This window comes from Cyclobacterium xiamenense, from assembly GCF_009467825.1.
Taxonomy (GTDB): Bacteria; Bacteroidota; Bacteroidia; order Cytophagales; family Cyclobacteriaceae; genus Cyclobacterium; species Cyclobacterium xiamenense.
Window position 1 is genome coordinate 13,491 of sequence record NZ_WIOK01000038.1, and the last position, 20,310, is coordinate 33,800.

The 20,310-nt window shown below is 48.4% G+C and carries 21 protein-coding genes; 4 read left to right on the forward strand and 17 right to left on the reverse strand.

Annotated elements, in window-relative coordinates:
* Positions 1 to 17 precede the first annotated feature (17 nt).
* Positions 18 to 539 (reverse strand): DUF7935 family protein, encoded by a 522-nt coding sequence (locus tag GCU44_RS20335; protein WP_154859151.1) that lies wholly within the window; start codon positions 537 to 539, stop codon positions 18 to 20.
* Between the two features lie 110 nt (positions 540 to 649).
* Here GCU44_RS20335 and GCU44_RS20340 point away from each other — a divergent pair, with 110 nt between their 5' ends.
* Positions 650 to 964, forward strand: coding sequence for a HesB/IscA family protein (locus GCU44_RS20340; RefSeq protein WP_154859153.1), 315 nt, complete (start codon positions 650 to 652; stop codon positions 962 to 964).
* 31 nt (positions 965 to 995) lie between these two features.
* On the opposite strand, the gene GCU44_RS20345 is transcribed toward GCU44_RS20340, so the two are convergent.
* Genes GCU44_RS20345 through GCU44_RS20360 form a run of 4 tightly spaced genes read right to left on the reverse strand, consistent with a single transcriptional unit; the run spans position 996 to position 3,623 of the window.
* The gene (locus GCU44_RS20345) at positions 996 to 1,457 is read right to left on the reverse strand and encodes a DUF4268 domain-containing protein (protein ID WP_092174425.1); all 462 of its coding nucleotides are present in this window, start codon (positions 1,455 to 1,457) and stop codon (positions 996 to 998) included.
* A 12-nt stretch (positions 1,458 to 1,469) separates the two neighbouring features.
* Positions 1,470 to 1,835, reverse strand: coding sequence for a dihydroneopterin aldolase (gene folB / locus GCU44_RS20350; protein WP_154859155.1), 366 nt, complete (start codon positions 1,833 to 1,835; stop codon positions 1,470 to 1,472).
* On the reverse strand, positions 1,835 to 2,671 hold the full coding sequence (locus GCU44_RS20355; RefSeq protein ID WP_154859157.1) for a DivIVA domain-containing protein: 837 nt from the start codon (positions 2,669 to 2,671) through the stop codon (positions 1,835 to 1,837). The genes folB and GCU44_RS20355 overlap by 1 nt, the downstream gene beginning before the upstream one ends.
* 37 nt (positions 2,672 to 2,708) lie before the next feature.
* A complete protein-coding gene (locus tag GCU44_RS20360; RefSeq protein ID WP_154859159.1) occupies positions 2,709 to 3,623 on the reverse strand; it encodes a WD40 repeat domain-containing protein in 915 nt (304 codons plus the stop codon).
* A 43-nt stretch (positions 3,624 to 3,666) separates the two neighbouring features.
* Between GCU44_RS20360 and GCU44_RS20365 the strand changes: the two genes are divergently transcribed.
* Complete coding sequence (locus GCU44_RS20365; RefSeq protein WP_092174418.1) at positions 3,667 to 4,296, forward strand: 4'-phosphopantetheinyl transferase family protein; 630 nt, start codon at positions 3,667 to 3,669, stop codon at positions 4,294 to 4,296.
* Positions 4,297 to 4,335: 39 nt separating this feature from the next.
* Positions 4,336 to 4,914, forward strand: a complete 579-nt coding sequence (locus GCU44_RS20370) for a redoxin family protein (protein ID WP_092174416.1) — start codon at positions 4,336 to 4,338, stop codon at positions 4,912 to 4,914.
* Here GCU44_RS20370 and GCU44_RS20375 read toward each other — a convergent pair.
* Both GCU44_RS20375 and GCU44_RS20380 read right to left on the reverse strand, forming a co-directional pair.
* On the reverse strand, positions 4,911 to 5,759 hold the full coding sequence (locus GCU44_RS20375; protein ID WP_092174413.1) for a transglutaminase-like domain-containing protein: 849 nt from the start codon (positions 5,757 to 5,759) through the stop codon (positions 4,911 to 4,913). The genes GCU44_RS20370 and GCU44_RS20375 overlap by 4 nt on opposite strands.
* Before the next feature lie 114 nt (positions 5,760 to 5,873).
* Positions 5,874 to 6,674, reverse strand: a complete 801-nt coding sequence (locus GCU44_RS20380; protein ID WP_092174410.1) for an N-acetylmuramoyl-L-alanine amidase family protein — start codon at positions 6,672 to 6,674, stop codon at positions 5,874 to 5,876.
* A gap of 63 nt (positions 6,675 to 6,737) precedes the next feature.
* Here GCU44_RS20380 and GCU44_RS20385 point away from each other — a divergent pair, with 63 nt between their 5' ends.
* Positions 6,738 to 9,503, forward strand: a complete 2,766-nt coding sequence (locus GCU44_RS20385; RefSeq protein WP_394366504.1) for a putative LPS assembly protein LptD — start codon at positions 6,738 to 6,740, stop codon at positions 9,501 to 9,503.
* A gap of 215 nt (positions 9,504 to 9,718) precedes the next feature.
* Here GCU44_RS20385 and GCU44_RS20390 read toward each other — a convergent pair whose 3' ends face one another.
* The 10 genes from GCU44_RS20390 to GCU44_RS20435 all read right to left on the reverse strand — a co-directional run bounded on the left by GCU44_RS20390 (position 9,719) and on the right by GCU44_RS20435 (position 20,289).
* Positions 9,719 to 10,936, reverse strand: a complete 1,218-nt coding sequence (locus tag GCU44_RS20390; protein ID WP_092174408.1) for an arginine deiminase — start codon at positions 10,934 to 10,936, stop codon at positions 9,719 to 9,721.
* A 60-nt stretch (positions 10,937 to 10,996) separates the two neighbouring features.
* On the reverse strand, positions 10,997 to 11,845 hold the full coding sequence (locus GCU44_RS20395; protein ID WP_154859161.1) for a prephenate dehydrogenase: 849 nt from the start codon (positions 11,843 to 11,845) through the stop codon (positions 10,997 to 10,999).
* A 1-nt stretch (position 11,846) separates the two neighbouring features.
* Entirely contained in the window at positions 11,847 to 13,001 is a 1,155-nt protein-coding gene (locus GCU44_RS20400) for a pyridoxal phosphate-dependent aminotransferase (protein ID WP_154859162.1), read from the reverse strand.
* A complete protein-coding gene (locus GCU44_RS20405) occupies positions 12,998 to 13,828 on the reverse strand; it encodes a prephenate dehydratase (RefSeq protein WP_154859164.1) in 831 nt (276 codons plus the stop codon). Before GCU44_RS20405 ends, GCU44_RS20400 begins: the two co-directional genes overlap by 4 nt.
* Positions 13,829 to 13,897: 69 nt before the next feature.
* A complete protein-coding gene (locus tag GCU44_RS20410) occupies positions 13,898 to 15,136 on the reverse strand; it encodes a 3-phosphoshikimate 1-carboxyvinyltransferase (protein ID WP_154859166.1) in 1,239 nt (412 codons plus the stop codon).
* 39 nt (positions 15,137 to 15,175) lie between these two features.
* The gene (aroB, locus tag GCU44_RS20415) at positions 15,176 to 16,213 is read right to left on the reverse strand and encodes a 3-dehydroquinate synthase (protein WP_154859168.1); all 1,038 of its coding nucleotides are present in this window, start codon (positions 16,211 to 16,213) and stop codon (positions 15,176 to 15,178) included.
* Between the two features lie 159 nt (positions 16,214 to 16,372).
* A complete protein-coding gene (locus GCU44_RS20420) occupies positions 16,373 to 17,479 on the reverse strand; it encodes a chorismate mutase (RefSeq protein ID WP_154859170.1) in 1,107 nt (368 codons plus the stop codon).
* Between the two features lie 194 nt (positions 17,480 to 17,673).
* Positions 17,674 to 17,817, reverse strand: a complete 144-nt coding sequence (locus GCU44_RS20425) for a hypothetical protein (protein WP_154859172.1) — start codon at positions 17,815 to 17,817, stop codon at positions 17,674 to 17,676.
* A gap of 14 nt (positions 17,818 to 17,831) precedes the next feature.
* Complete coding sequence (locus GCU44_RS20430) at positions 17,832 to 18,917, reverse strand: hypothetical protein (RefSeq protein WP_154859174.1); 1,086 nt, start codon at positions 18,915 to 18,917, stop codon at positions 17,832 to 17,834.
* Positions 18,918 to 19,230: 313 nt separating this feature from the next.
* Positions 19,231 to 20,289 (reverse strand): hypothetical protein, encoded by a 1,059-nt coding sequence (locus GCU44_RS20435; protein WP_154859176.1) that lies wholly within the window; start codon positions 20,287 to 20,289, stop codon positions 19,231 to 19,233.
* Positions 20,290 to 20,310: the final 21 nt, after the last annotated feature.

The following is a 20,310-nucleotide window of genomic DNA, read 5'->3' on the forward strand; positions in this document are numbered from 1 at the left end:
TTGGTATGGTACGGGTTTTAGTAATAGATGCGGACTTCGTCCTTAATTCGCTTTAGCGCAAGGACGACAATGTCCTGTTCTTGTTCCAGCGATAGCTGGAAAATTGTCTTCGCCAGGTCCAGGCTTTTTTCGTTTCCATCCACTTGCTGATAGGACCGATTGATCAGCGAAAGTGTCTGCTCTACAGCCGTCCGCACCGATTCCCAGGTTTCATCCGAAAAATAGACCTGCTGGGAAAGGTTGTGATTGAATTCATTCCGTATTTCTTCTACCAATCTACTGTGCAGTTCTCCCGCCGTAAACCCCGGTTCATTGATCCTTCGAATCAAATTATTGGGAGAAATACGCTCCATTAGCAAGCACAACCGTTCCGCCGCCTGTAACCGAAGTGGGAGTAACAATTCGGTGTTCTTGGTTTTGATGTCTACCCACTTCATTTCTTTCTCCTTCTTCAAAAATGATACCGTAATGATAAACATCCCATAGATAACCAGACCGGCAGGAAGAACGATGCTCAAAAGTTGTATCAAGTATTCCATCGAAAATGTGTTTGCGGTACAATATCTAAAATAATGTCAATTTATGCTATGCCAAAAGGCTTTTCTCTCCTAATTTTGAACCATTCTTCAACACAGGACCTTTTTTGTACATGCAGATACCGGTCAATATCACTTCCAAAGCATTGGAGGAAATAAGAAATATCATTAACACCAAAAATATCCCCGAAAATTATGCACTGCGGGTTGGCGTCAAAGGCGGCGGGTGTGGGGGAGTTTCCTATGCGTTGGGTTTTGACCAGCAAAAGGAGGGTGACCAGCAATTTGACGTAGAGGGACTAATGGTCTTGATCGAAAAGAAACACGTGATGTTTCTGATGGGCATGCAAGTAGATTTCCACGAAAGTAACGAGGCCCGTGGCTTCGTCTTCAGCAATCCCAACATCCCGAAGCGGCACGATGCCTGAGTCCTTTTTGATTGGACGCTTTTCGTGCGGCTCAGCACAATCCCTCAAAACCATACTTTGCCTGAGACCAAAACCCATCCAACGCAATCATCCGTGGCTTTAAAAAAGAAATAATCCGCGGCCAATGCTCCCGGTTCAGGACGTTTACTCCCTCCAATTCTTTCCTAACCGAATATTCCGAAATGGACGTCTCATTCGACGGGGCCGACAGCCATACCCAGGATTCTCCAAGTTCGTTTTGGAATAGCGGTCGAAGGGCCTGTAATTGCTCAAAATACAATTCTCCCAACAGAGGGTCCGGATGCTGGATTTCGATGGAAATAGAAGCCCTCGATCTGTCTGCTTGCATTCGAAAGTACAAATGACGTACGCCGGTTCGGTAGTTTTGCCAATTTACCCGGCCGCCATCCGCCGAGGGAACGGGCTTCATGTACGCGCCAAATACCGTCCAAAACTCCTGTGTAAGCTTGCTTGCCTGATTCCTGGAATACATGAGGTACCCGTTTCAGCTGTAATCCTGGGGGTAATTTACCTCCACCACTGAGTAATTCACCACGCCACCTATGGCGGGATTGTGCTTTTTTATTACGACGCAGATATGGGCGGTGTCCGGGTAAACCTTTAAAATATCCTGAATCATCAGGTGTGCCAGGTGTTCCAATAATTTGACAGGAACCTGCATGTGCGCCTTTGCTATCTGATACAACTTGTAATAGTCCACGGTTTTTTTCAGATCATCGTGTAGCATGGCCTGCCGAAAGTCCGTTTCCACGTGCAAATCTACAGTAAAACGGTTCCCTAATTTTTTTTCTTCTGAAAAAACGCCATGATAGGCATGAAATTCAATGCCCTCCAAAGATACCTTGCCCATCAGTCAAATTGATCAAAAAATGATCCGGATTGTTTTTTTCCCGGACTTTCTTCCGGCTTTTTTTCGCTCGGGTGATCCGAAGCTTCTGCCTGAATGTCAGGGGAGGGCGCTTGTTTATCATCAAGACCGATCTCCGGCGGTAGGTCAGTGGAGGACTCGGCTGACAGGGGTTGTTGCCAGGTATAAGTCGTGTCTGAAGCTGCCTCATCCGATTCCTGGCGGAATGCCTTTTTTGGCTCCCTGCTCAGGGAAGCATAAAAGGAATCTTTTCGCTGCAAATCTTTGACCATTCGGGTATGAGCCCCGGCGTCGATTTCGGAAAACCCCTCCTGTACAGCTTTTACATTCTCCAGGGTTTCGCTCGCGGTCTTTTTTAGGTTTTTCAATAGATAGTCCCGTTGCGCCTGCAGTTTCTCGTAATTATCGACTAACAATTGCACGTCTTCTTTTAGGTCTTCAATGATCGTTTTGGCCTGTGATTCTGCCTGATCCACCATGTTTCGCGCTTTGGTTTTCGACTCCGCATGCAATGCATCTGCATTCATCTGGGCTTCTTTGAGGATGAGTTCGGCAGTTTTATTGGCCTGCTCAATGATGCTCGCTCCGGTATCTTCCGCAGTTTTAAGGGTTTTAAAAAGGGATTGTTCGACTTCCCTAAGTTTGGATGCCTCCTTCTCGGCTTGTTCGTACCTCGCCTTGAGGGCATTCTTTTCTTCCACCAGTTTTTCCCATTCCTGGGAAAGATAGCTCAAAAATGCCGTTACTTCCTCTTTGTCATAACCCCTGAAATTTTTTTCAAAGGTCTTTTGGCGAATATCCAAGGGTGTTATTTTCATTTCTCTGTGGTTAAATCCGGTGAATAACTGGCGAGCTTCAATGATTAATGTGTATATCCCAGACCGATACGGTACGGTCATCACTGACGGCGACCACCTGATCGTTGTAAGCGGTCCAGATTATTTTATTAATCGACGTACCATGCCCCGCATGTCTGGCTTTATCGATTACCTTCAGCAATTTGAATTCCGAGGCATCCCAAAGCTTTATTGATTTGTCCATGCTACAAGTTACAAAAAACCTTCCGTCTTCCCGAAAAGATAGGTAATTGATGGCATACATGTGCGCGGCGACGCTGGACTGCTGGCTGAAATCGGTAGTGTCCCAAAATTTCAACAGCGCATCCCGCCCCCCACTGATCAGGGTTTTGCCGTCTGGAGAATAACCAAGCGCGAATACCGAATTGCTGTGTCCTTCGAGTAGCGCCACGGGCTTCCAATCCTGCCAGGCAAATACTTTTACCTGATTATCACTGGCTCCTACACTGAATTGTTGACGAAAAGGGTCTACTGACAAGACGCGAAGGGATTTTTCGCTAATCTTCAAATGCCTTACCAGAGACTTTTCTTCGATATTCACCACTACCAGCACCCCATCTCCTGTAGCCACAAGGAGTAGATCGCCAATCACCTTCAAATCAAAAATGGCATTGGAAGTGATTTTTAGCGACCACACTTCCTTTTTGGTATCCAGGTCAATTGCGTGTATCCCTTCAAAATTCTGCCCAATAAAAAGCAGGTTTCGCTTTTTATCAACGGCCAACGCATAAACAGAATTAGGTAATTTGGCAAGTAATACCCCGTCTTTGGGTTGGCGAAGGTCCCAGGCTACCACCATCCCATCCCCTGAGCCGGTATAAAAGTGATGGGCAGAAACCCCGCCGGAAAGTGCATAAATCGAATGGTTGTGACCGCGTAACGTGTTCAGTTTATTTACTTGAATTTTTACCATATATTGCAACTTACTTGAATCACCCAGCTCATTTTGAGTAACCATGCAAACAAAAATAGAAAAAATTAACCCTTTATCTGCTTTTGCTGTAAACAATATTCATGAATCCGATACCCTCCCCATTGACTTTTTAAGCTTTCGTGAAAAACTTTCTTTGGCGACGATCAGTCATCCAAGGAAACGAATGGAATGGAAAGGTGCACGATTGGCTATTAAAGCCGCTCTGGAAAGTATCCAACTTCCCTACCCGGGATTTTACAAGGATTCTCATGGAAAGTCCCATGCAATGGATGGTTTCGGCTTTGTATCACTCACCCACCATGGGGACCTGGCAGCAGCAATTTACCACAAAGAAATGCCCGTAGGAATCGATTTGGAGCGGGTCAGGGAGAAAACCGTGCCCCTGGGACCCAAATACCTGGATCGTAAAGAAATGGACTTTTTAGGAAATGATCCTTTTCTCTATTCCCTGGCCTGGTCGGTAAAGGAAACCATCTTTAAATGCCAGGGAAGAAAGGGAATCAGCCTGCGGCAAAACATCCTGTTGCAACCCTTTACCGCTACGGATACGGTAATCAAGGGAAGAATATACGGAACCGATTTTGCGGACCACCACTATGCTGTACAAGTCATTTCGGAAAATGATGTGATTCTTACCTATACCGTGTGGTGATTTTTTCTATCTTTGTTAGCTAAACAGACAGCTTGTGCCATGCGCTACGGTGGGTGTTTTATTGTGTTCTTTCTTTGGACCTGTGCGGTCTACGGGCAAAAAATAACCAATCTGGAGTTGGTAGATGCCTTCACCGGGCAACCGTTTTCTACATCCAAACACAGTACGGCAAAAACCATGGTATTTGTATTTACCAGCTTGAACTGCCCCTATGCCAAATTGTATGAAGACAGAATTTTGGCCCTTCATCAAAAATATGGAAGCAATCACCTGGTGTTTGCGCTGGTGAACCCACACTCCTGGATGGAAGCAGAATCCCAGGAACAAATGCAACAACTTCGCTGGGCCAGGGACGCAGGCATCCCCTTTCTTATGGACCCGGACCAGGAATTTACGCGCATGTGCGGTGTCGGAAAAATCCCGGAAGCTGTCGTGATTTCCTCTGGTCCCACGGGCTATTCCATTGCCTACAAAGGAGCCATTGATAATAACGCCCAATCTGCAGAAAGCGTTTCGGTTTCTTACCTGGACAATGCCATTCAAGACATCCTCGAACGCAGAAGGCCTGGGCCCGCCGTAACCCGTGCAGTGGGCTGCACCATCCGGATCAGGCATTAATCTTCACTCAGGATGGTCAAGAGCTTTTTTATTTCCTTGCTTTTGTCAACCTCACCGATTTTATCAAATGCAAATACCAGGTTCCGCAGCATCCGTTGAATGATGTCAATCGTTTCGCAGGGTTCGTAAAAGGCGGGCTGAGGGTCCATCTTCAGGTGTTCCAGGTAATTGTTAATGTCCTGCCTCGTAAAAATCAGCCCTTTATTGAACGCATTGATGTAAAAGTTGAATTTTCCGGATTTATAGGTCAGTACAAACAAATTAGGCAGGTTAACTCCATAAATGGGGAGACCTAGCTTTCCGGCCACCAACAGGTACACCGAACAAAGGCTAATGGGGTTGCCCTTCCTCGTCTCCAAAACGGTCTTGATCATGCTGTTACCCGGACTATGAAAGTTTTTTGTGTTGGCCGAAAATTTCAAGTCATTAAACAGAACATTGTTAATCAACTTGATTTTATCGTATACCGAAAGTTCGTTTTTATAGTTGGTCCATACCTGAAAGTAAATTTGTTGCATGGTGGCATTCAACTGTTCGTACTCCAGTTCCGGGTACAAATACGTGTTGATGATCCACAGCCCTTCGAGCAGTTCCCGTTCTTCCGAGTTTTTCCAATGTGCAAGCCGCTGGTGTAGCAAATTAATCTGCAACTCATGTACCAGCTCTTCGATTTCCTTTTGCACTTCTGGATTGAACGAACTCTCCCATTTGTTTTCCAAAAAAGGGATGACCTCGTTGCCCAGAGAAATGATTTTTCCCCGCACATGTGCTTTTATCTCCTGGTCGGAATCATCCAACAGGGAAACCAGTGCATCTAATTCTCTATCTGTCAACTGACCGTCCATTTAGTATCCTTCTAACGTTGTACGCTGAGTTAAATTTACCATTATTATCTAAAACTCCCGAAAAGGTACGCCACAACTTCCTCTCAACAGCGCTTACACGAACCCCTCCATCTCCTAAATCGATTCGATTTCCTCTTTGTACGCCTTGATGGCCCTGAAAATGCCGGAAGCCACGTAGGTCTGACCCGTTTTACTGGTCAGATACCGCTCCTCGCTACTATTGGACAGAAATCCCGCCTCCACCAACACGCTCGGCATACTGGTGGTCCACAACACGTAAAAGGGTGCTTGCTTCACCCCTCTGGAGTGTCGGTTGACCCGGGTTGAAAAGTCCGTTTCTATCTTTTCTGCCAGAGACAGGCTATTGGCAAAATACGCTTTTTGCATGAGGTTAAACATCATGTAGGACTCCGGAGACTGCGGGTCAAAACCCTCGTAATTTTCCTGGTAATCGTCCTCCAACAGAATTACTGCATTCTCTCGCTTCACGATTTCAAAATTTGCATTGAAATTTTTGTTTCCCATAACAAAGGTTTCTGTACCATGGACCCTGGGCGAGGTAGTCGCATTGCAGTGAATAGAGATAAACAGATCGGCCCGGTTGCGGTTCGCAATATTGGCTCGCTCCTTCAACTCAATAAATTTATCGGTAGTGCGTGTGTAAATGACTTCCACTTCCGGGAGTAATTCCTCCACGTATCCTCCTACTTTCAATGCCAGAGCCAATACCACGTCCTTCTCCCGGGAGGTCTTCCCAATCGTCCCCGGGTCTTTCCCACCGTGACCCGCGTCAATAACTATCCTGCGTAACTTAAACTCCGTTTTTTTCTCCCCAGCCGCAGTAAACGCCGATAAAACAAAGGTGAGGGAGAGCAGGGAAATTAAAAGAATATTTTTCAACTTGGTTCGTTTCATAAACGTTAATAACCTTAACTTTACGCAAAATTTAGAAATTTTTAAAGCAAACAGAAATAATCGGTGCATTATCTTACCCGCGCTTTTCTTTCCCTTTGTACATGTACGCTTTTTGGGCCGGCAGTGTTTGGGCAGGAAACCGGAAAAAGCAGGGCTGCCGAGCGGGAGCTTACCGCCCCGGATACGCTGATTACACCCATCCAGGAAGTGGACGAGCTCCCCAGCCTTCCCGACAGCATCCTGCAGATTTCCCCGGAAGAACTGGATTCTGCGATACAGCAAGAAATCGGAGACATCACCACCACGATCAATTATTACGCCGAAGACAGTATTGTTTCCGATTTTCGCCAAAATAAGGTGTTTTTGTACAAAGGCGCCTGGTTTGAATACGGCAATATTCGTTTGGATGCGGACTACATCATTATCGACTGGGAAAATTCAGAACTGTATGCTTCCGGACTGGAGGACAGTACAGGGGTGGTGCAGGGCACGCCCGTCTTCAAGGAAGGCAACAGCATTTATGAAATTCGCCGGCACATGCGCTATAATTTCGAAAGCCAAAAAGCCCTCATCTCGGACGTGGTCACCCAACAGGACGAAGGCCTGCTTCGCGGAGAAACGGTGAAAAAAACAAAAGATGGATCGGTATACCTCAACAAAGGCTTTTATACCACCTGCGATTTGGTAGAACCTCACTGGCATATTTCCTCCTCCAAAATCAAGTCCGTTCGCGGCAAGCACGTGATTTCCGGACCGTTTAATTTGTATTTCAACAACATACCCACCCCACTGGGACTTCCTTTTGGGGTCATTCCCGATACACCGGAAGAAAAAACGTCCGGCATCATTTTTCCTTCCTATGGCGAAGAACAACGACGCGGCTTTTTCCTGCGAGACTTCGGGTATTATTTTGCTTTCAGTGATTACATACACACCCGGGTGACGGGCGAAATTTTCTCCAAAGGAGGGTATGGATTGAAGACGGCATCCGTCTATAACAAACGCTACCGATTCAAGGGAGGGCTGAATATCGACTACCAAAAATTTCAAAGCCCGGAAACAGCCGAGCAACCCCTGGAATACGACGCCTTTTGGTTTCGCTGGAACCACAACCCGGAAACCCGCGGCAATTCCCGCTTTTCTGCATCGGCCAACTTTGGCACAAAATCCTACAACGATAACATCCTGAATCCAGGCAACTTTCAACAAAACCAGCAGTCGGATTTCTCTTCCAATATTTCCTACAGCAAAACCTTCACCGGCACGCCCTTTAGCATGTCGGCGAACCTCCGTCATTCCCAAAATCAGGTAACCGATGAGGTAAACCTGTTGCTTCCAGACGTTGCCGTAAACATGAACCGGCAAAACCCGTTCCGCAACATCCGGTTCGAACCCCTGAAAACCCTAAACATCGCCTGGAATTTCAATGCACAAAACTCGATCAACAACCGAATCACTCCGGAGCTAGGCGTGGATCCCGACCTGCAGCAGCAAGTCGAGGAACTTGGGCAGCCGACAGCGCCCGATGTGCTTCCCTTTACCTTTGCGAATCTCCCGCAGCTACTACGGGACGCTGACAACGGTTTCCGGCATACGGTACCCATTTCCTCTAACTTCAGCCTCTTCCGCTTTTTTACCGGAACCGCCTCCATGAACTTTACCGAAATCTGGTACCTGGACCGGATCAACTATTACTACAACCCGGCAGAAGAGCGCCTGGACCGCATCTTGGAAAGTGGGTTTAATCGAATCAATTATTACAACTCCTCATTTAACCTTGCCACAAATATTTACGGATTTTACACCTTTAAGAAGGGGTCAAAAATTGAAGCCATCCGGCACCACATGCAGCCCACGTTTGGTTTTACCAGCACCCCGGATTTCTCGGACCCGCGCTTTGGATACTACCAGGAAGTGCAGACGAATAGCGATGGGCGGATTCAACGCCTGTCCCGGTACCAGGGGTTTATCTACGGTGGAGCCCCTATGGGTGAAGCCAAGGCGCTGAGCATCAACATCCGAAATGTGGTGGAAGCCAAGGTGCGTACGGAAAGCGATACGGCAGAAGTCGACACAAAAAAGGTACCCATTCTTCAGACGTTAAACGTGTCCACCAGCTACAACTTTGCTGTAGATTCGTTTAACCTCGCGCCCGTGAATTTCAATACCCGTACTTCCTTGTTTGACAAACGGCTATCGGTAAACCTCAGCGCTAATTTTGACCCTTATGCCACACAGACCTTTACGAACGGGGAACGACAAGTAACCCGGCGGGTGAATGCATTTGCATGGAAACGCGGACAAGGCCTCGGTACCATCCGTCGTGCTTCCCTGAATCTCAATGGCAGCATCAACCCCAGCAAAACAGAACAGTCGCCCGCAGAGGTTCGGGACGAACTCACCAACGAATTTCTGAATCAGGGGGGGCAAATGAATGATTTTGTCGAAAATGAAATAAATCGCATCGCCAATGACCCCAGCCAATACATCGACTGGTCCATACCCTGGAACATGAACTTCAGCTACAACCTCAGCTATAATAAAGCCGCTTCGGGTACGACAAACATCACCCAGGCGATAAACGTCTCCGGAGACCTTAGCCTTTCCGATAAATGGAAAATCAATTTTAATTCCGGCTACGATGTGGCCGCTGCCCGAATCACCCAAACCATGATCGGCATCGCCCGTGACCTCCATTGCTGGCAGATGAATGTAAACTGGGTACCTTTTGGCAGGTTCACTTCCTACAATATCGATATACGGGTAAAATCCAATATTCTACGCGACTTGAAAGTGTCCAGGCGAAGGTCCTTCTTTGATAGCTTCTAATCGCACCTGCCGGGCAATCCTTTGGGTAAGAACTGACCAATTCGCTCAAAAAGTACCGGGCCCGGCGCAGGAATGCCGACATACGCATACAGTCACTTCCCTTCTACCAAAGGCCCTATACACGGAGTTACTGTGCCAAATCTGATCCAAACGCCGATTCCGGCGGATCGAAAGGGAAAAAAGAAGTGGAATGTTACGTGAAAAGATGGCTGGAACTACCCTGCCGAATTTCTGCTGATCGGCATGCTCATGCAGCGGGGCCCTCCCAGCCCCCTGGATAATTCGGAAGAGGGCATTTCCAGTACCTCTACTCCAAGCTCCCGCAGCGCCCGATTGGTGTGCTTGTTGCGGTTGTAGGAAATCACTTTTCCCGGAGCGATGGTAAACACATTGGCCCCATCAAACCACTGCTCGCGCAGCGCATATTCCTGGTTTACTTTATCGGTTCCGATTACCTCCAAATCAGGAATCTCCCGCTTCAAAATCTCACGGAGCTGCTCCTTTACGTGATGCCGCTTAATATGCACCTCGGTGCCCCCGTCTTCTTTTCGGGTATACAGGGAGATTTTCTGCACGGATTGTATGGCGTCCGGATAGGTGAGCACCTTGTTTTGGTCCAATATGGTAAAAACAGTATCCAAGTGCATGAAGTTACGCTTCTTGGGCAGGTGTACCTCGTACACCCGATCGATACTACCGGAAGAGATTAGCGTTTTTGCTACGTGGTAAATCGCTTTCTCTTCGGTTCGCTCCGAGAATCCGATGGCCACAGCCTTTTCATTCAAAATGATTACATCGCCTCCTTCCAGTGAGGCGGGATTGTTGTGGCTTACTGGCGGGTAACACTTTTTGACCCTTTCCTTAAAGAGCGGATGATTTTCAAAAATCAGCCGAACCATATTCGCCTCTCGTTGCCGCTCGGGAAGGCGCATGGCAGAAAAAAGCATCCCTCCAGGTACAATGGCGGCGGTATCTCGCTGAAAGTACAGGTTGGGACAGGGTGGAATTAAAAAAGCCACGTCCAGCAGGTCTGCCAGGGAACGGCTACTGAGCTTACCGCGTACTTCGTGTACCTTTATCCCGGAAATCAAAGCCTGTACACATTCCGAAACCGACAATACGCCGAGCAGATCCTCCGTAAGGTGATCCAATCGGGATGCGGCCAGGGCTTCTTGCATCAATTGCCGCAAAAGCTGGCTATCGGTCAAAATCTCTGAGAGCAAATGCTCGAAAAAATATACCCTTGCCCCGCAGCAGTCCTGAATCAAGGTGGTAAACACATCGTGCTCCCGTTGCATCTCCTCCAGGTACGGAACGTCTTCAAATAATAGCAACTTTTTATTGTAGGGTGTCAGCCGGTCGATCTCTTTTCCCGGCCGGTGCACCAAAACCTCCCGAAGGGTTCCGTATTCTGAATCAATCATCAATTGCATACTATTAAATCTACAAAAAAATTACCATACTAGTATCTAATTGAAAAATTATACCTGGAATTAATCCCTTAAATCCAAAATATCCCTGATTTTATTGGCTTCGGTCATCTCCTGGTGTAAGCCTTCGGCATCCCCCTGTGCCAGTAGATTCCGAAAGTGGGACAGGTGTTCAAGGTAGCTGTCCAGGGCCTCCAATACGTTTTTTTTGTTTTCAAAAAATATAGGTGCCCACATATCCGGGGAACTTTTGGCGAGGCGCACGGTGGATGCAAAGCCGCTACCCGCCATGTCAAAGATGTTTTTTTCATCACGGGTCTTGTCCAAAACCGTTTTTCCCAGCACGAAGGAGGATACATGCGAAAGGTGCGACACAAAAGCCAGGTGCAAGTCATGATCGACGGGATCCATAAAGCGAAGCTTCATATTGAGCGCCTCAAAGACCTCGTAGGCCAATCCCTTCAGCTGCACGTCAGTCTTTTCCATCTCGCATAGGATCAAAACCTTACCGTCAAAGAGTTTCTCTTCAGCAGCCTGAGGGCCGGAATTTTCGGTGCCAGCAATGGGATGAACCGCCAGGTATTGTGATCGCTTGGGATGAGCGGCCATTTGCCGGCAAAGCTGATCTTTGGTGGAACCAAAATCCATAACCAGGGTGTCCGGACCTACCTGGCCCAGCGTTTGGTCCAGCAAGGCATACAAACTATCCACGGGGGTAGCCAGGACCACCAGTGAGGTATCACTATCTGGCCGTTCACGTTTTTCTCCAATCAAACCCATCTGAAGCGCTGTCTCCAAATGGAGCGGATTTTTATCGAATCCTGTTAGTTTCCAGTCCGGCCGGGATTTTTTCAATGCAAGCGCAAAGGATCCACCCAATAGTCCCAGCCCGATGATGTGTACTTTTTTCATATTAGTCGTATTTTACCAACCTGTTCAATGCTTCTTTTATCTGTTGTTCGTCCACGCAGAGGGAAAACCGAACGTATGCCGCTCCGCCACTTCCAAAGATCTCTCCCGGCGTGATGAAAATATCCTTTTCGTACAACAGCCGGTCTACCAGATCGATGGCCTTTGTACCTGAGGGCACCTTTGCCCAAACAAACATTCCTACCCCACCTTCAGCTACCTGCAAACCCAGCATGGAGGCCATCTCCAACACCAGGTATTTACGGGCTTTGTAAATGGCATTGGTGGATGTAATCCAGGATTTATCCAGGCTCAGGGCGCTGATGGCTCCTTCCTGAATACCCAAAAACATGCCCGAATCCATGTTGCTCTTTACCCGCAAAACGGCCTGCAGGTAATCCTGTCTGCCTGCCAACATGCCGACCCTCCAGCCAGGAATGTTGAACGTCTTGCTCAGGGAATTCAGTTCAAGTGCATGGTTTTTTGCTTCCGGCAACTCCAGAATGCTCATGGGCTGTTCGTTCAGGATAAAACTGTAGGGGTTATCGTGAACCAGCAGAATATCGTTTCTTCGCACAAAATTCAGCAGCTTTGCGAAGAGTTCTTTGCTCCCGGGCGCTCCGGTTGGCATGTGGGGATAGTTCACCCACATCAGCTTCACCCGCGAAAGGTCCCGGTTTTCCAGCGCTTCCCAATCGGGCTCCCACTGCGTACCTTCCAACAAGTCAAAATAGACGGGATGCGCATGAAGCAGCCGGGTCACCGAGGTATAGGTGGGATATCCCGGATTGGGAACCAGCACTTCATCTCCTTCGTTCAAAAACGCCATCGAAACGTGCATGATGCCTTCCTTCGACCCCATCAGGGGAAGAATTTCGGATTGTGGGTCCAGCGGAACCCCGTAATTTCTGGCATAAAAGTCAGCCATGGCCTTCCGCAAGCGCGGAATACCCTGGTAGGATTGGTACCCATGCGCGTCCGGGAGATCGGCGGTCCGTTTGAGCGCCTCGGTCACCCGGCGATCGGGAGGCAAATCCGGACTTCCAATCCCCATATTGATGATGGGCTTTCCAGCTTCCCGAAGTTGCTGCACTTCTTTGAGCTTTTTGGAGAAGTAATATTCCTGAACTTCCCCCAAGCGGTCTGAATATCCTTTCATCCTTTTCTGTTTTGGTAAGCCCCCAATAGTTTAACCGTTCCGTACTTCTTCTCAATCAGGTCCAACGCCTCCTCAAATTTGGATTCGTCGGCAATCAGGGTATCGATAAAAAAAGTATACTCCCAGGGTTTACTCATCACGGGAATGGATTGAATCTTGGTCAGATCCAGGTCGTAGGCACTCATCAGTGTGAGTAATTTTGCCAGAGCGCCTTTTTCGTTGCGAATGGTAATCTTCAGGCTGGCTTTGGACGGAGAGGCCTCCCTTACCGGTTGTTCCTTCTGCAGGATAATGAATCGGGTAAAGTTATTGGCGACTGTCTGTATGTCTTTCGCCAGGATTTCCAATCCGTAATACTCGGCGGCTTTGCTGCTGGCTACCGCGGCCAGTCCCGTTAGTTGCTGCTCTGCGATAATTTTAGCCACATAAGCTGTATCGACATCATCCACTGCTCGAATCGCCGGGTGTTGCGCAAAAAACTGCTTGCATTGCAGCAGGGCCATGGGGTGTGACCTGGCTTCCCGAATATCCGACAGTTGCTGCCCGGGAAGCGCCATGAGATTATGGGAGATGGGCAGGTAGTGCTCATCCACCACGTACAGGTGATGCCGGTCAATGATATCGTAATTGGGCAATATGGCGCCGGCAATGGAGTTTTCGATCGCCATTACGGCGTAGTCCACCGTGCCGTTCTCGACACTTTTCGCCACTTCCTCGAAGGTATGGTAGCCGACCGGTTCGATCTCCGCACCAAAATATTGCTGTGCCACCTGGTGATGGAACGAACCCAGCACACCCTGTATGGCTATTTTTAACTTTTTCTTCAAAACCAGTTCGTTTTATTAGCTTATTAAAACCCACCTTTCCCGCACGATGCTTGTTCCTTTCGGATACCGTCACCCTCCACGCTGGTCTGTATACACCACTGTTAGCCCGAGTAATTCACAATGCTTCCAAAAGCTGGGGTACGATTTGTTCACCACCGAAGGATCCACGATACAGAGCTGTGTCCGCGTGAGCAAGGGCATGAATGCCATGGCCATCCGGTGATCGTCGTACGTATCAATTACTACCTTGTCCGGGATGGCGCTTGCCGGAACCAGGGTAAATATACCACTTTTTCGCTCTTCCAGTCTCGCTCCAATTTTTGCCAATTCCTGCTGCAAGGCATAGATGCGGTCCGTTTCCTTGATTCGCAAACTTTCCAACCCGCTGAAATCGGAAGTTTGGCCCGTCAGGGCACAGGTTACCGCTACCGTTTGGGCCAAGTCCGGACAATGGGTAAAATCAAATGCAGGTACCCCAAGTACTGCAGTTTTTTGCAAGCGGACCCCTCCTGGCTCAAAGGTGCTTTTTACACCCAACTGGGTCATGATTTCGACAATGCGGGCATCTCCCTGCAGGCTATCCGCCTTCAATCCTTCCAAAAATAACTCACCGGAATCGGCAGCTGCCAACAGGCTAAACCAATAGCTGGCACCGGACCAATCGCTTTCGACGGAAAAGGAGGTGGGCTGGTAGTGCTGGGGAGCTATCTGAATCCGATTTCCCTCAAAAAGCGCCTGTACGCCAAACGCTTTCATTAACTCCAGGGTCATGGTAATGTAGGTCACCGAACCGACTTTCCCGCTAAGGTTTAGCGTCAAGCCCTCCGGTAGCAAGGGCGCGTTCATGAGCAATGCCGAAATGTACTGACTGCTCACATCTCCCCGGATAGTTATTTCGGCCGATTTTTGCCCGTCAAATCCGTTGATCTGTAAGGGAGGGTATCCTTCCTGCTTTAGGTAATCGATATCCGCACCGATTTCACGCAACGCATCCACCAAGATACCAATCGGTCGCTCGCACATCCGGGGGGTACCTGTCAGTATTTTCTTCTTATTATTCAACGCAGCATAGGCCGTCAGGAAACGCATGGTAGTGCCGGCATCCAACACGTCGTACACCTCTGGATCCTCCCGGAGCAATCGGATCATTGTCTGCGTATCTCTGGCCTCAGCCAGGTTGGAAAGACGGTTTTCGCCGGAGGTCAGCGCATCAATGATGAGTACCCGGTTACTTTCGCTCTTGGAAGAAGGAAGGGGGATACGGATGTTACCAAAGGTATTTTTTACCGGTAATTCGATGGTATTCATGGTGCAATTGCAGTCTATTAAAGTTTGTTGGCAGGGTGATCAGTCGGCCAAACTGTTGTAGTACGCTAGCGCTTCGATCACAGCTTCTTTTCCAACGACGATGTTGAAGTCGCAGGACCCGATTCGTTTCAACAAGGAAAAGTTCAGGGCCTCTCCATCATTTTTCTTGTCCTGAAAACAACGCTTGATGATGGCATTGAAATCGGCATCCGCGATGGAGGTTTTTCCAAACACCGCCAGCAATTTTTGCTGGATGGTGTCCAGGTCCGCGGCGGGCATGCGTAAAAACTTGTGGGACAAATACGCTTCCGTAATCATACCGATAGCGATGGCTTCGCCATGCAGCAAATGGTACGGGGTATCCAGGTAATGGGATTCGATGGCGTGGCCAATGGTATGACCAAAATTAAGAATTTTTCTCAGTCCGTCCTCCTTCGGATCTTTGTCGACTACTTCCCGCTTGATACCCACCGAAACCGCAATGATATCCTTCCAGTGCTGGCGTTGCCAGTTTTCTGTTTTTAAACTGTAAAAATAATTCTCGTTCCGGATCAGTCCATGCTTGAGCACCTCTGCATAGCCCGACCGCAATTCGGCTTCGGGTAGGGTCTGCAAAAACTCATCGCTAATCAACACGCCTTCCGGCTGATTGAAAACGCCGATGTGATTTTTAAATCCATTGAAATCAATGCCCAATTTGCCCCCCACACTGGCATCCACCTGGGAAAGTAGCGTGGTGGGAATATTGACAAAGCGAATACCTCGCTTGTAGGTGCTGGCGCAAAAGCCCCCCATATCTCCGGTTACTCCCCCTCCCAGATTGAGGATAAGGGTTTTTCTGTCAAAATTAGCATCCGTCATCCATTGCCAGATGTCCCGGCAGGTGTCCAGGTTTTTATGCACCTCCCCTGCTTCAAAGGCATGCATGGCATGCTCCGGAAGCGCTGCTGAAACAATGGGGTAGCAATGGTTGATGGTTTGACTGTCCATAAGTACCCCCAATTTCGAGTATTTTTTGGTAGTTAGGTAGCGGGGCAAGTCCAGCGAAATATCGGAAGAAAAGAGTAGTGTGTCCAAGGTTGGATTTTTTTGGTAAAGGTAAAAATTAAACCCGTCTTATTCATGGAAAAGTTGCCTGCAGATTTTCAGACCGGCAAAGGCATCCCACCGGCATTGGCCTGCTTCCAACAGCAGCTACCGGTCTCTCTTTTCGATGGAATAAAACGGGTTTAACCGTCAAACAGACTTTCCTGAAGGTAATCCTTCTCTGAGTTTTTTCTCCTGTCGTTTTACGGATTCTTCGTGAATGCAATAAAGCAATTCCTTCATAAACTTCTCGCTAAGGTTTTTCTCCACGCCCTTCTGCGTTCGTGAATCCATGACGTGCTTCCAGCGATCTGCCTGAAAAACGGTCAGGTTGTGTTCCCGCTTATGGGCCCCGATCTGATCGATGATGGAAAAGCGTTCGGCCAACAAATCCATCAATTGGTCATCCAGATGGTCTACGGCATTTCTCAAGTCCTGGAGTTTTTCGGAAGGATGCTCGGCTTGGAGCGTGTGCTTGAAATCAATCTGATCCAGGATTTCCCGCAATTGACGGGGGGTCACCTGCTGCTTGGCATCACTCCAGGCATTGTCCGGGTCGTGGTGCGTTTCGATCATCAGGCCATCCAGTCCAAAATTGATTGCCCGCTGCGCGGTTTCCAGAATCCCTGTTCTGTTTCCTACGATGTGACTCGGATCGTTGATCACCTGCATGCCTTTCCACAGTCGTTTCAAATGGATTGGCATGGACCAATTGGGCTTGTTTCGGAATTTTTTATCGTAGGCGTCGCTGAATCCCCGGTGAATTGCAGCCAACTTGTTTACGCCTACTGCTTGCAAACGCTCCAGGGCGCCTCTCCAAAGCTCCAGGTCTGGATTCATGGGGTTTTTTACCATCACGGGAATGTCCACTCCTTTCAGGGCATCGGCGATCTCCTGTACAGCAAAGGGGTTTACCGTGGTACGGGCGCCTATCCATAGAATATCGACTCCGTGCTTCAGTGCAGATTCCACGTGTGCCGTATTCCCTACCTCTGTGGTAATGGGGATGTTTAGGTGGTGGCGTACGATTTCCATCCATTTCAGTCCGTCCTCGCCGATCCCTTCGAAACTCCCGGGTCGGGTTCTTGGTTTCCAGATACCTGCCCGGAATACGTCCGGAACGGCATTGGCTTCTTTCATGTCCAGGCAAACCTTTTCGATTTGCTCCGGGGTCTCCGCACTACAAGGTCCGGCGATGATGAGGTGCTCCCTGTCCAGGCCCAAGCCCCAGTCTTTCGTTTGTAAGTGATTTTCCATTTTGATTTGAGGTTAAATAAAAAAGCCCGACTCTCTCGAATCGGGCTTCCTGTTTGTTTATCTTTTGTTATTTTTTCTCAAGACAATACGCAGCTCCGATTCGGCCGTAGGGACGAAAGTAAAAGTAAAAGAAGCTAAAGTAGGTAGCTGCGAATTTTTTCATGCATCAAATGTAAACTTTCCCCTAGTAAAAATCAAACAGTTATTCCTTTTTTTACCCAAAAAATTTCAATTTCCCGCTGCTCTTCCGCACGAACTCCTGAAATAGCGGTCTCGGTTACCTCCGTAATAACAGGTAATAAAGACTCTTGGTTTGTTTTTTTTGGATGATTTGCCATTCCGGTAAGATCGCTTACGAAAGTCCTAAATACTTGTTTATGTCCGCATGACCGACCTGCAGTGCCGTCGGCTTCACTGAAATAGAGAACACCTTCTTTCGGTTGCGTATCGACAATTGATCGCGAATTTCGGGATAGTTCTTCAGGACTTGTGTCATTTTTTTTGCCATCCGGGACTTGAGTGTCATCAGCCTGCTTCTTAGTTTACCAGTACTTCTCTCATCAAGCAGCCGTTTGCGAAGCTCGTCCAAACTTCCTGTACTTGCAAAGAACTTAAAGTAAATCTCTATAAATTCCTGGAGTTTGGCGTCCTCCATTAGTTGCTGATAGCTGAGTCCTTCCCGGTATTTCAATAGCATCAGGTAAAAAACCTTTTCATAGCCATTCGAAATGGGCAACAGGAGCTTCACCTGCCCAAAGCAAAGCCGAAAGTCCAGTTCTTCGTTGATGCAAAGATCGTAGGCAAGCACCCCAAAGATCTCCCCCCAATCCGCCGGAAAAAGTTCCTGCTTGATGGCTTCCATACTGGCTTTGGTGGCCATCAGATAAGCCATTGCTCCGGCCTTATCGCCAGCGGTAATGGCGATTTCCTGTACGCAATTTTGACAGATATCGGCCGATTTAAGTTTAAACAGCACCTCCGATTTGTCAATCGTAAAATCAAACATGCAGCCGATGCTAGGAAAATGATACCGCTCCGAGGGGGATTTCGAAGAGAAATAGCGCATGGCTGTCACCATGGCAAGCACATGATAAGCAACGGCATACGTAGGATCGGGTAGGTCAAATTGCTCCCAGCCCGAGCACTGCACAAAGGCTACCGAAGGATCGTCCGAATCAAAGGAGGCAAACCAATTGTTTTCGTTGCTTCCCCCAACAAGAAACAGGTAGCAGCGCTCTTCGTTTCCAACTTGAGCGTCCCCTTTACAATCCCTGCCTACGGCAAACAAATCCTTCCAGGTCCAGTATTCCCTGTAGGGAATCACTGCCTCTATCCGACGCAACTCCGCCGTTCCTTCAAAAAAGGGAGCTAAAAACTCGACGATTTGACCGGCAAGTGATTCGGTGCTTGCATCGGACAGGAGGTAAACTTGTATCATTTCAACCCGGGTTTAAAACGCAAAAAGGCAGCCACGGAAAAAAGCTTCCTGACTTAAGTTCATCTTCGGAAACACAACCGTTCCCCGTTAGAAAGTAGCAACTATTTTCGTTATTCTCAATCGAATGTATCGTGTCGGGTGCCAAGGGAATTCAACTGCCACTTTTTGTAAACCATTTGTACGCGACTTATAAAACCGGCCTTTTGCTGGTCAAAGACAGTCCCAATCACCGGCTTTCGGCGAGTTACCAAGCCGGAACCTGAAAAAAACACGTCCCGACCTGCCAATATTCGGTCCGGTTAGTCGCGCTTCATCAAGCAGTATCCTGCACGTCCATCCTGTCTAGCTGTATCAACAGCCTTGCCCCCCTGCGTTGAATGCGCAACGCATCGCTTACTTCGGGAAAATGCGCCAACGCTATCCGCACTTTATCGTTTATTCTGGAAACCAGCGAGTAGAGGTTTCTTCTGTAAACGCCCCGGCTGATTTCTTCCTCCAGTTGGTTTCGCAGGTACTGCTTGCTCGCATTGCTCACAAAATAACGGTGGTAGGTATCCACGTATTCACTCAGGTAACGGGGCAATGCAAGGTCTGCGTAGCTCAAGCCATTCTTGTACTTGAGCAGCATGCGGTACAGGACAGCCCCTTTTCCTCTGCCAACCGAAAACGGAATCGACTCGCCGTTGACCTCAAGGAGCATGGACAGGTCGTAAAGAACCGTCAGCCTGAGCCGGGGTTGCTCAAAGTAGGCTCCTAACTCCAGGCCAAACAGGGCTTGTCGCACCGAGTCCAGCACCGATTTCACCCCATTCAGGTAAACCAAGGCTTCCGGCTGCCGGAAAGACCGCGCTGCAATTTGCTCAACGCAGGCCTTACAGATGTAGGCCGCTTTCAATTTATGGATGACTTCGTCCTTTTTTTCCGTTAGGTCAAACATGCACCCAATGCTCTTTTCGTGAAAAAACCCGTAGGGATCGGATGTATCATCCCCAAAAAACTTCATGGCTGTCAGAATGGTAAACAGGTGGTACAGAATGGCCTGTTTGGGCAAAGCGACGCCCAGTCGTTCCCAACCGGAACATTGGACAAACCCTACCCGGGGCTGCTGTACATCAAATGCGCAAAACCAATTGTACAGATTCAATCCCTCAAAGAGAAAAACAAAATACGCGTCTTCCTCCTGATCCATCAGCTGATGCCTGGCCTGCCTGCCCACCTCAAACAAGCTGTCCCAGGTCCAGATATCCTGGGGATCTTCCAATGTGCCCCACAGGCGAAACTGAATGGAATCCGGGAAAAAATCCGGCATGGTATGCACAATCACTTCGCATAAATGCAGGGAAGGGACATCGGAAATCAGGTAGACCGTCATGGTTTTTATCGTAGGCTTTTT

What these genes read in the sequence shown, in the direction of transcription:
- folB (WP_154859155.1), bottom strand. Translation starts at nt 1,835, where the DNA reads ATGGGCAAGGTATCTTTGGAGGGCATTGAATTTCATGCCTATCATGGC.
- GCU44_RS20375 (WP_092174413.1), bottom strand. Translation starts at nt 5,759, where the DNA reads ATGGACGGTCAGTTGACAGATAGAGAATTAGATGCACTGGTTTCCCTG.
- GCU44_RS20410 (WP_154859166.1), bottom strand. Translation starts at nt 15,136, where the DNA reads ATGAATACCATCGAATTACCGGTAAAAAATACCTTTGGTAACATCCGT.
- GCU44_RS20380 (WP_092174410.1), bottom strand. Translation starts at nt 6,674, where the DNA reads ATGAAACGAACCAAGTTGAAAAATATTCTTTTAATTTCCCTGCTCTCC.
- GCU44_RS20345 (WP_092174425.1), bottom strand. Translation starts at nt 1,457, where the DNA reads ATGTATTCCAGGAATCAGGCAAGCAAGCTTACACAGGAGTTTTGGACG.
- GCU44_RS20400 (WP_154859162.1), bottom strand. Translation starts at nt 13,001, where the DNA reads ATGAAAGGATATTCAGACCGCTTGGGGGAAGTTCAGGAATATTACTTC.
- GCU44_RS20430 (WP_154859174.1), bottom strand. Translation starts at nt 18,917, where the DNA reads ATGATACAAGTTTACCTCCTGTCCGATGCAAGCACCGAATCACTTGCC.
- GCU44_RS20390 (WP_092174408.1), bottom strand. Translation starts at nt 10,936, where the DNA reads ATGCAATTGATGATTGATTCAGAATACGGAACCCTTCGGGAGGTTTTG.
- GCU44_RS20340 (WP_154859153.1), top strand. Translation starts at nt 650, where the DNA reads ATGCAGATACCGGTCAATATCACTTCCAAAGCATTGGAGGAAATAAGA.
- GCU44_RS20420 (WP_154859170.1), bottom strand. Translation starts at nt 17,479, where the DNA reads ATGGAAAATCACTTACAAACGAAAGACTGGGGCTTGGGCCTGGACAGG.
- GCU44_RS20395 (WP_154859161.1), bottom strand. Translation starts at nt 11,845, where the DNA reads ATGAAAAAAGTACACATCATCGGGCTGGGACTATTGGGTGGATCCTTT.
- GCU44_RS20355 (WP_154859157.1), bottom strand. Translation starts at nt 2,671, where the DNA reads ATGAAAATAACACCCTTGGATATTCGCCAAAAGACCTTTGAAAAAAAT.
- GCU44_RS20360 (WP_154859159.1), bottom strand. Translation starts at nt 3,623, where the DNA reads ATGGTAAAAATTCAAGTAAATAAACTGAACACGTTACGCGGTCACAAC.
- GCU44_RS20435 (WP_154859176.1), bottom strand. Translation starts at nt 20,289, where the DNA reads ATGACGGTCTACCTGATTTCCGATGTCCCTTCCCTGCATTTATGCGAA.
- GCU44_RS20370 (WP_092174416.1), top strand. Translation starts at nt 4,336, where the DNA reads ATGCGCTACGGTGGGTGTTTTATTGTGTTCTTTCTTTGGACCTGTGCG.
- GCU44_RS20425 (WP_154859172.1), bottom strand. Translation starts at nt 17,817, where the DNA reads ATGGCAAATCATCCAAAAAAAACAAACCAAGAGTCTTTATTACCTGTT.
- GCU44_RS20365 (WP_092174418.1), top strand. Translation starts at nt 3,667, where the DNA reads ATGCAAACAAAAATAGAAAAAATTAACCCTTTATCTGCTTTTGCTGTA.
- GCU44_RS20335 (WP_154859151.1), bottom strand. Translation starts at nt 539, where the DNA reads ATGGAATACTTGATACAACTTTTGAGCATCGTTCTTCCTGCCGGTCTG.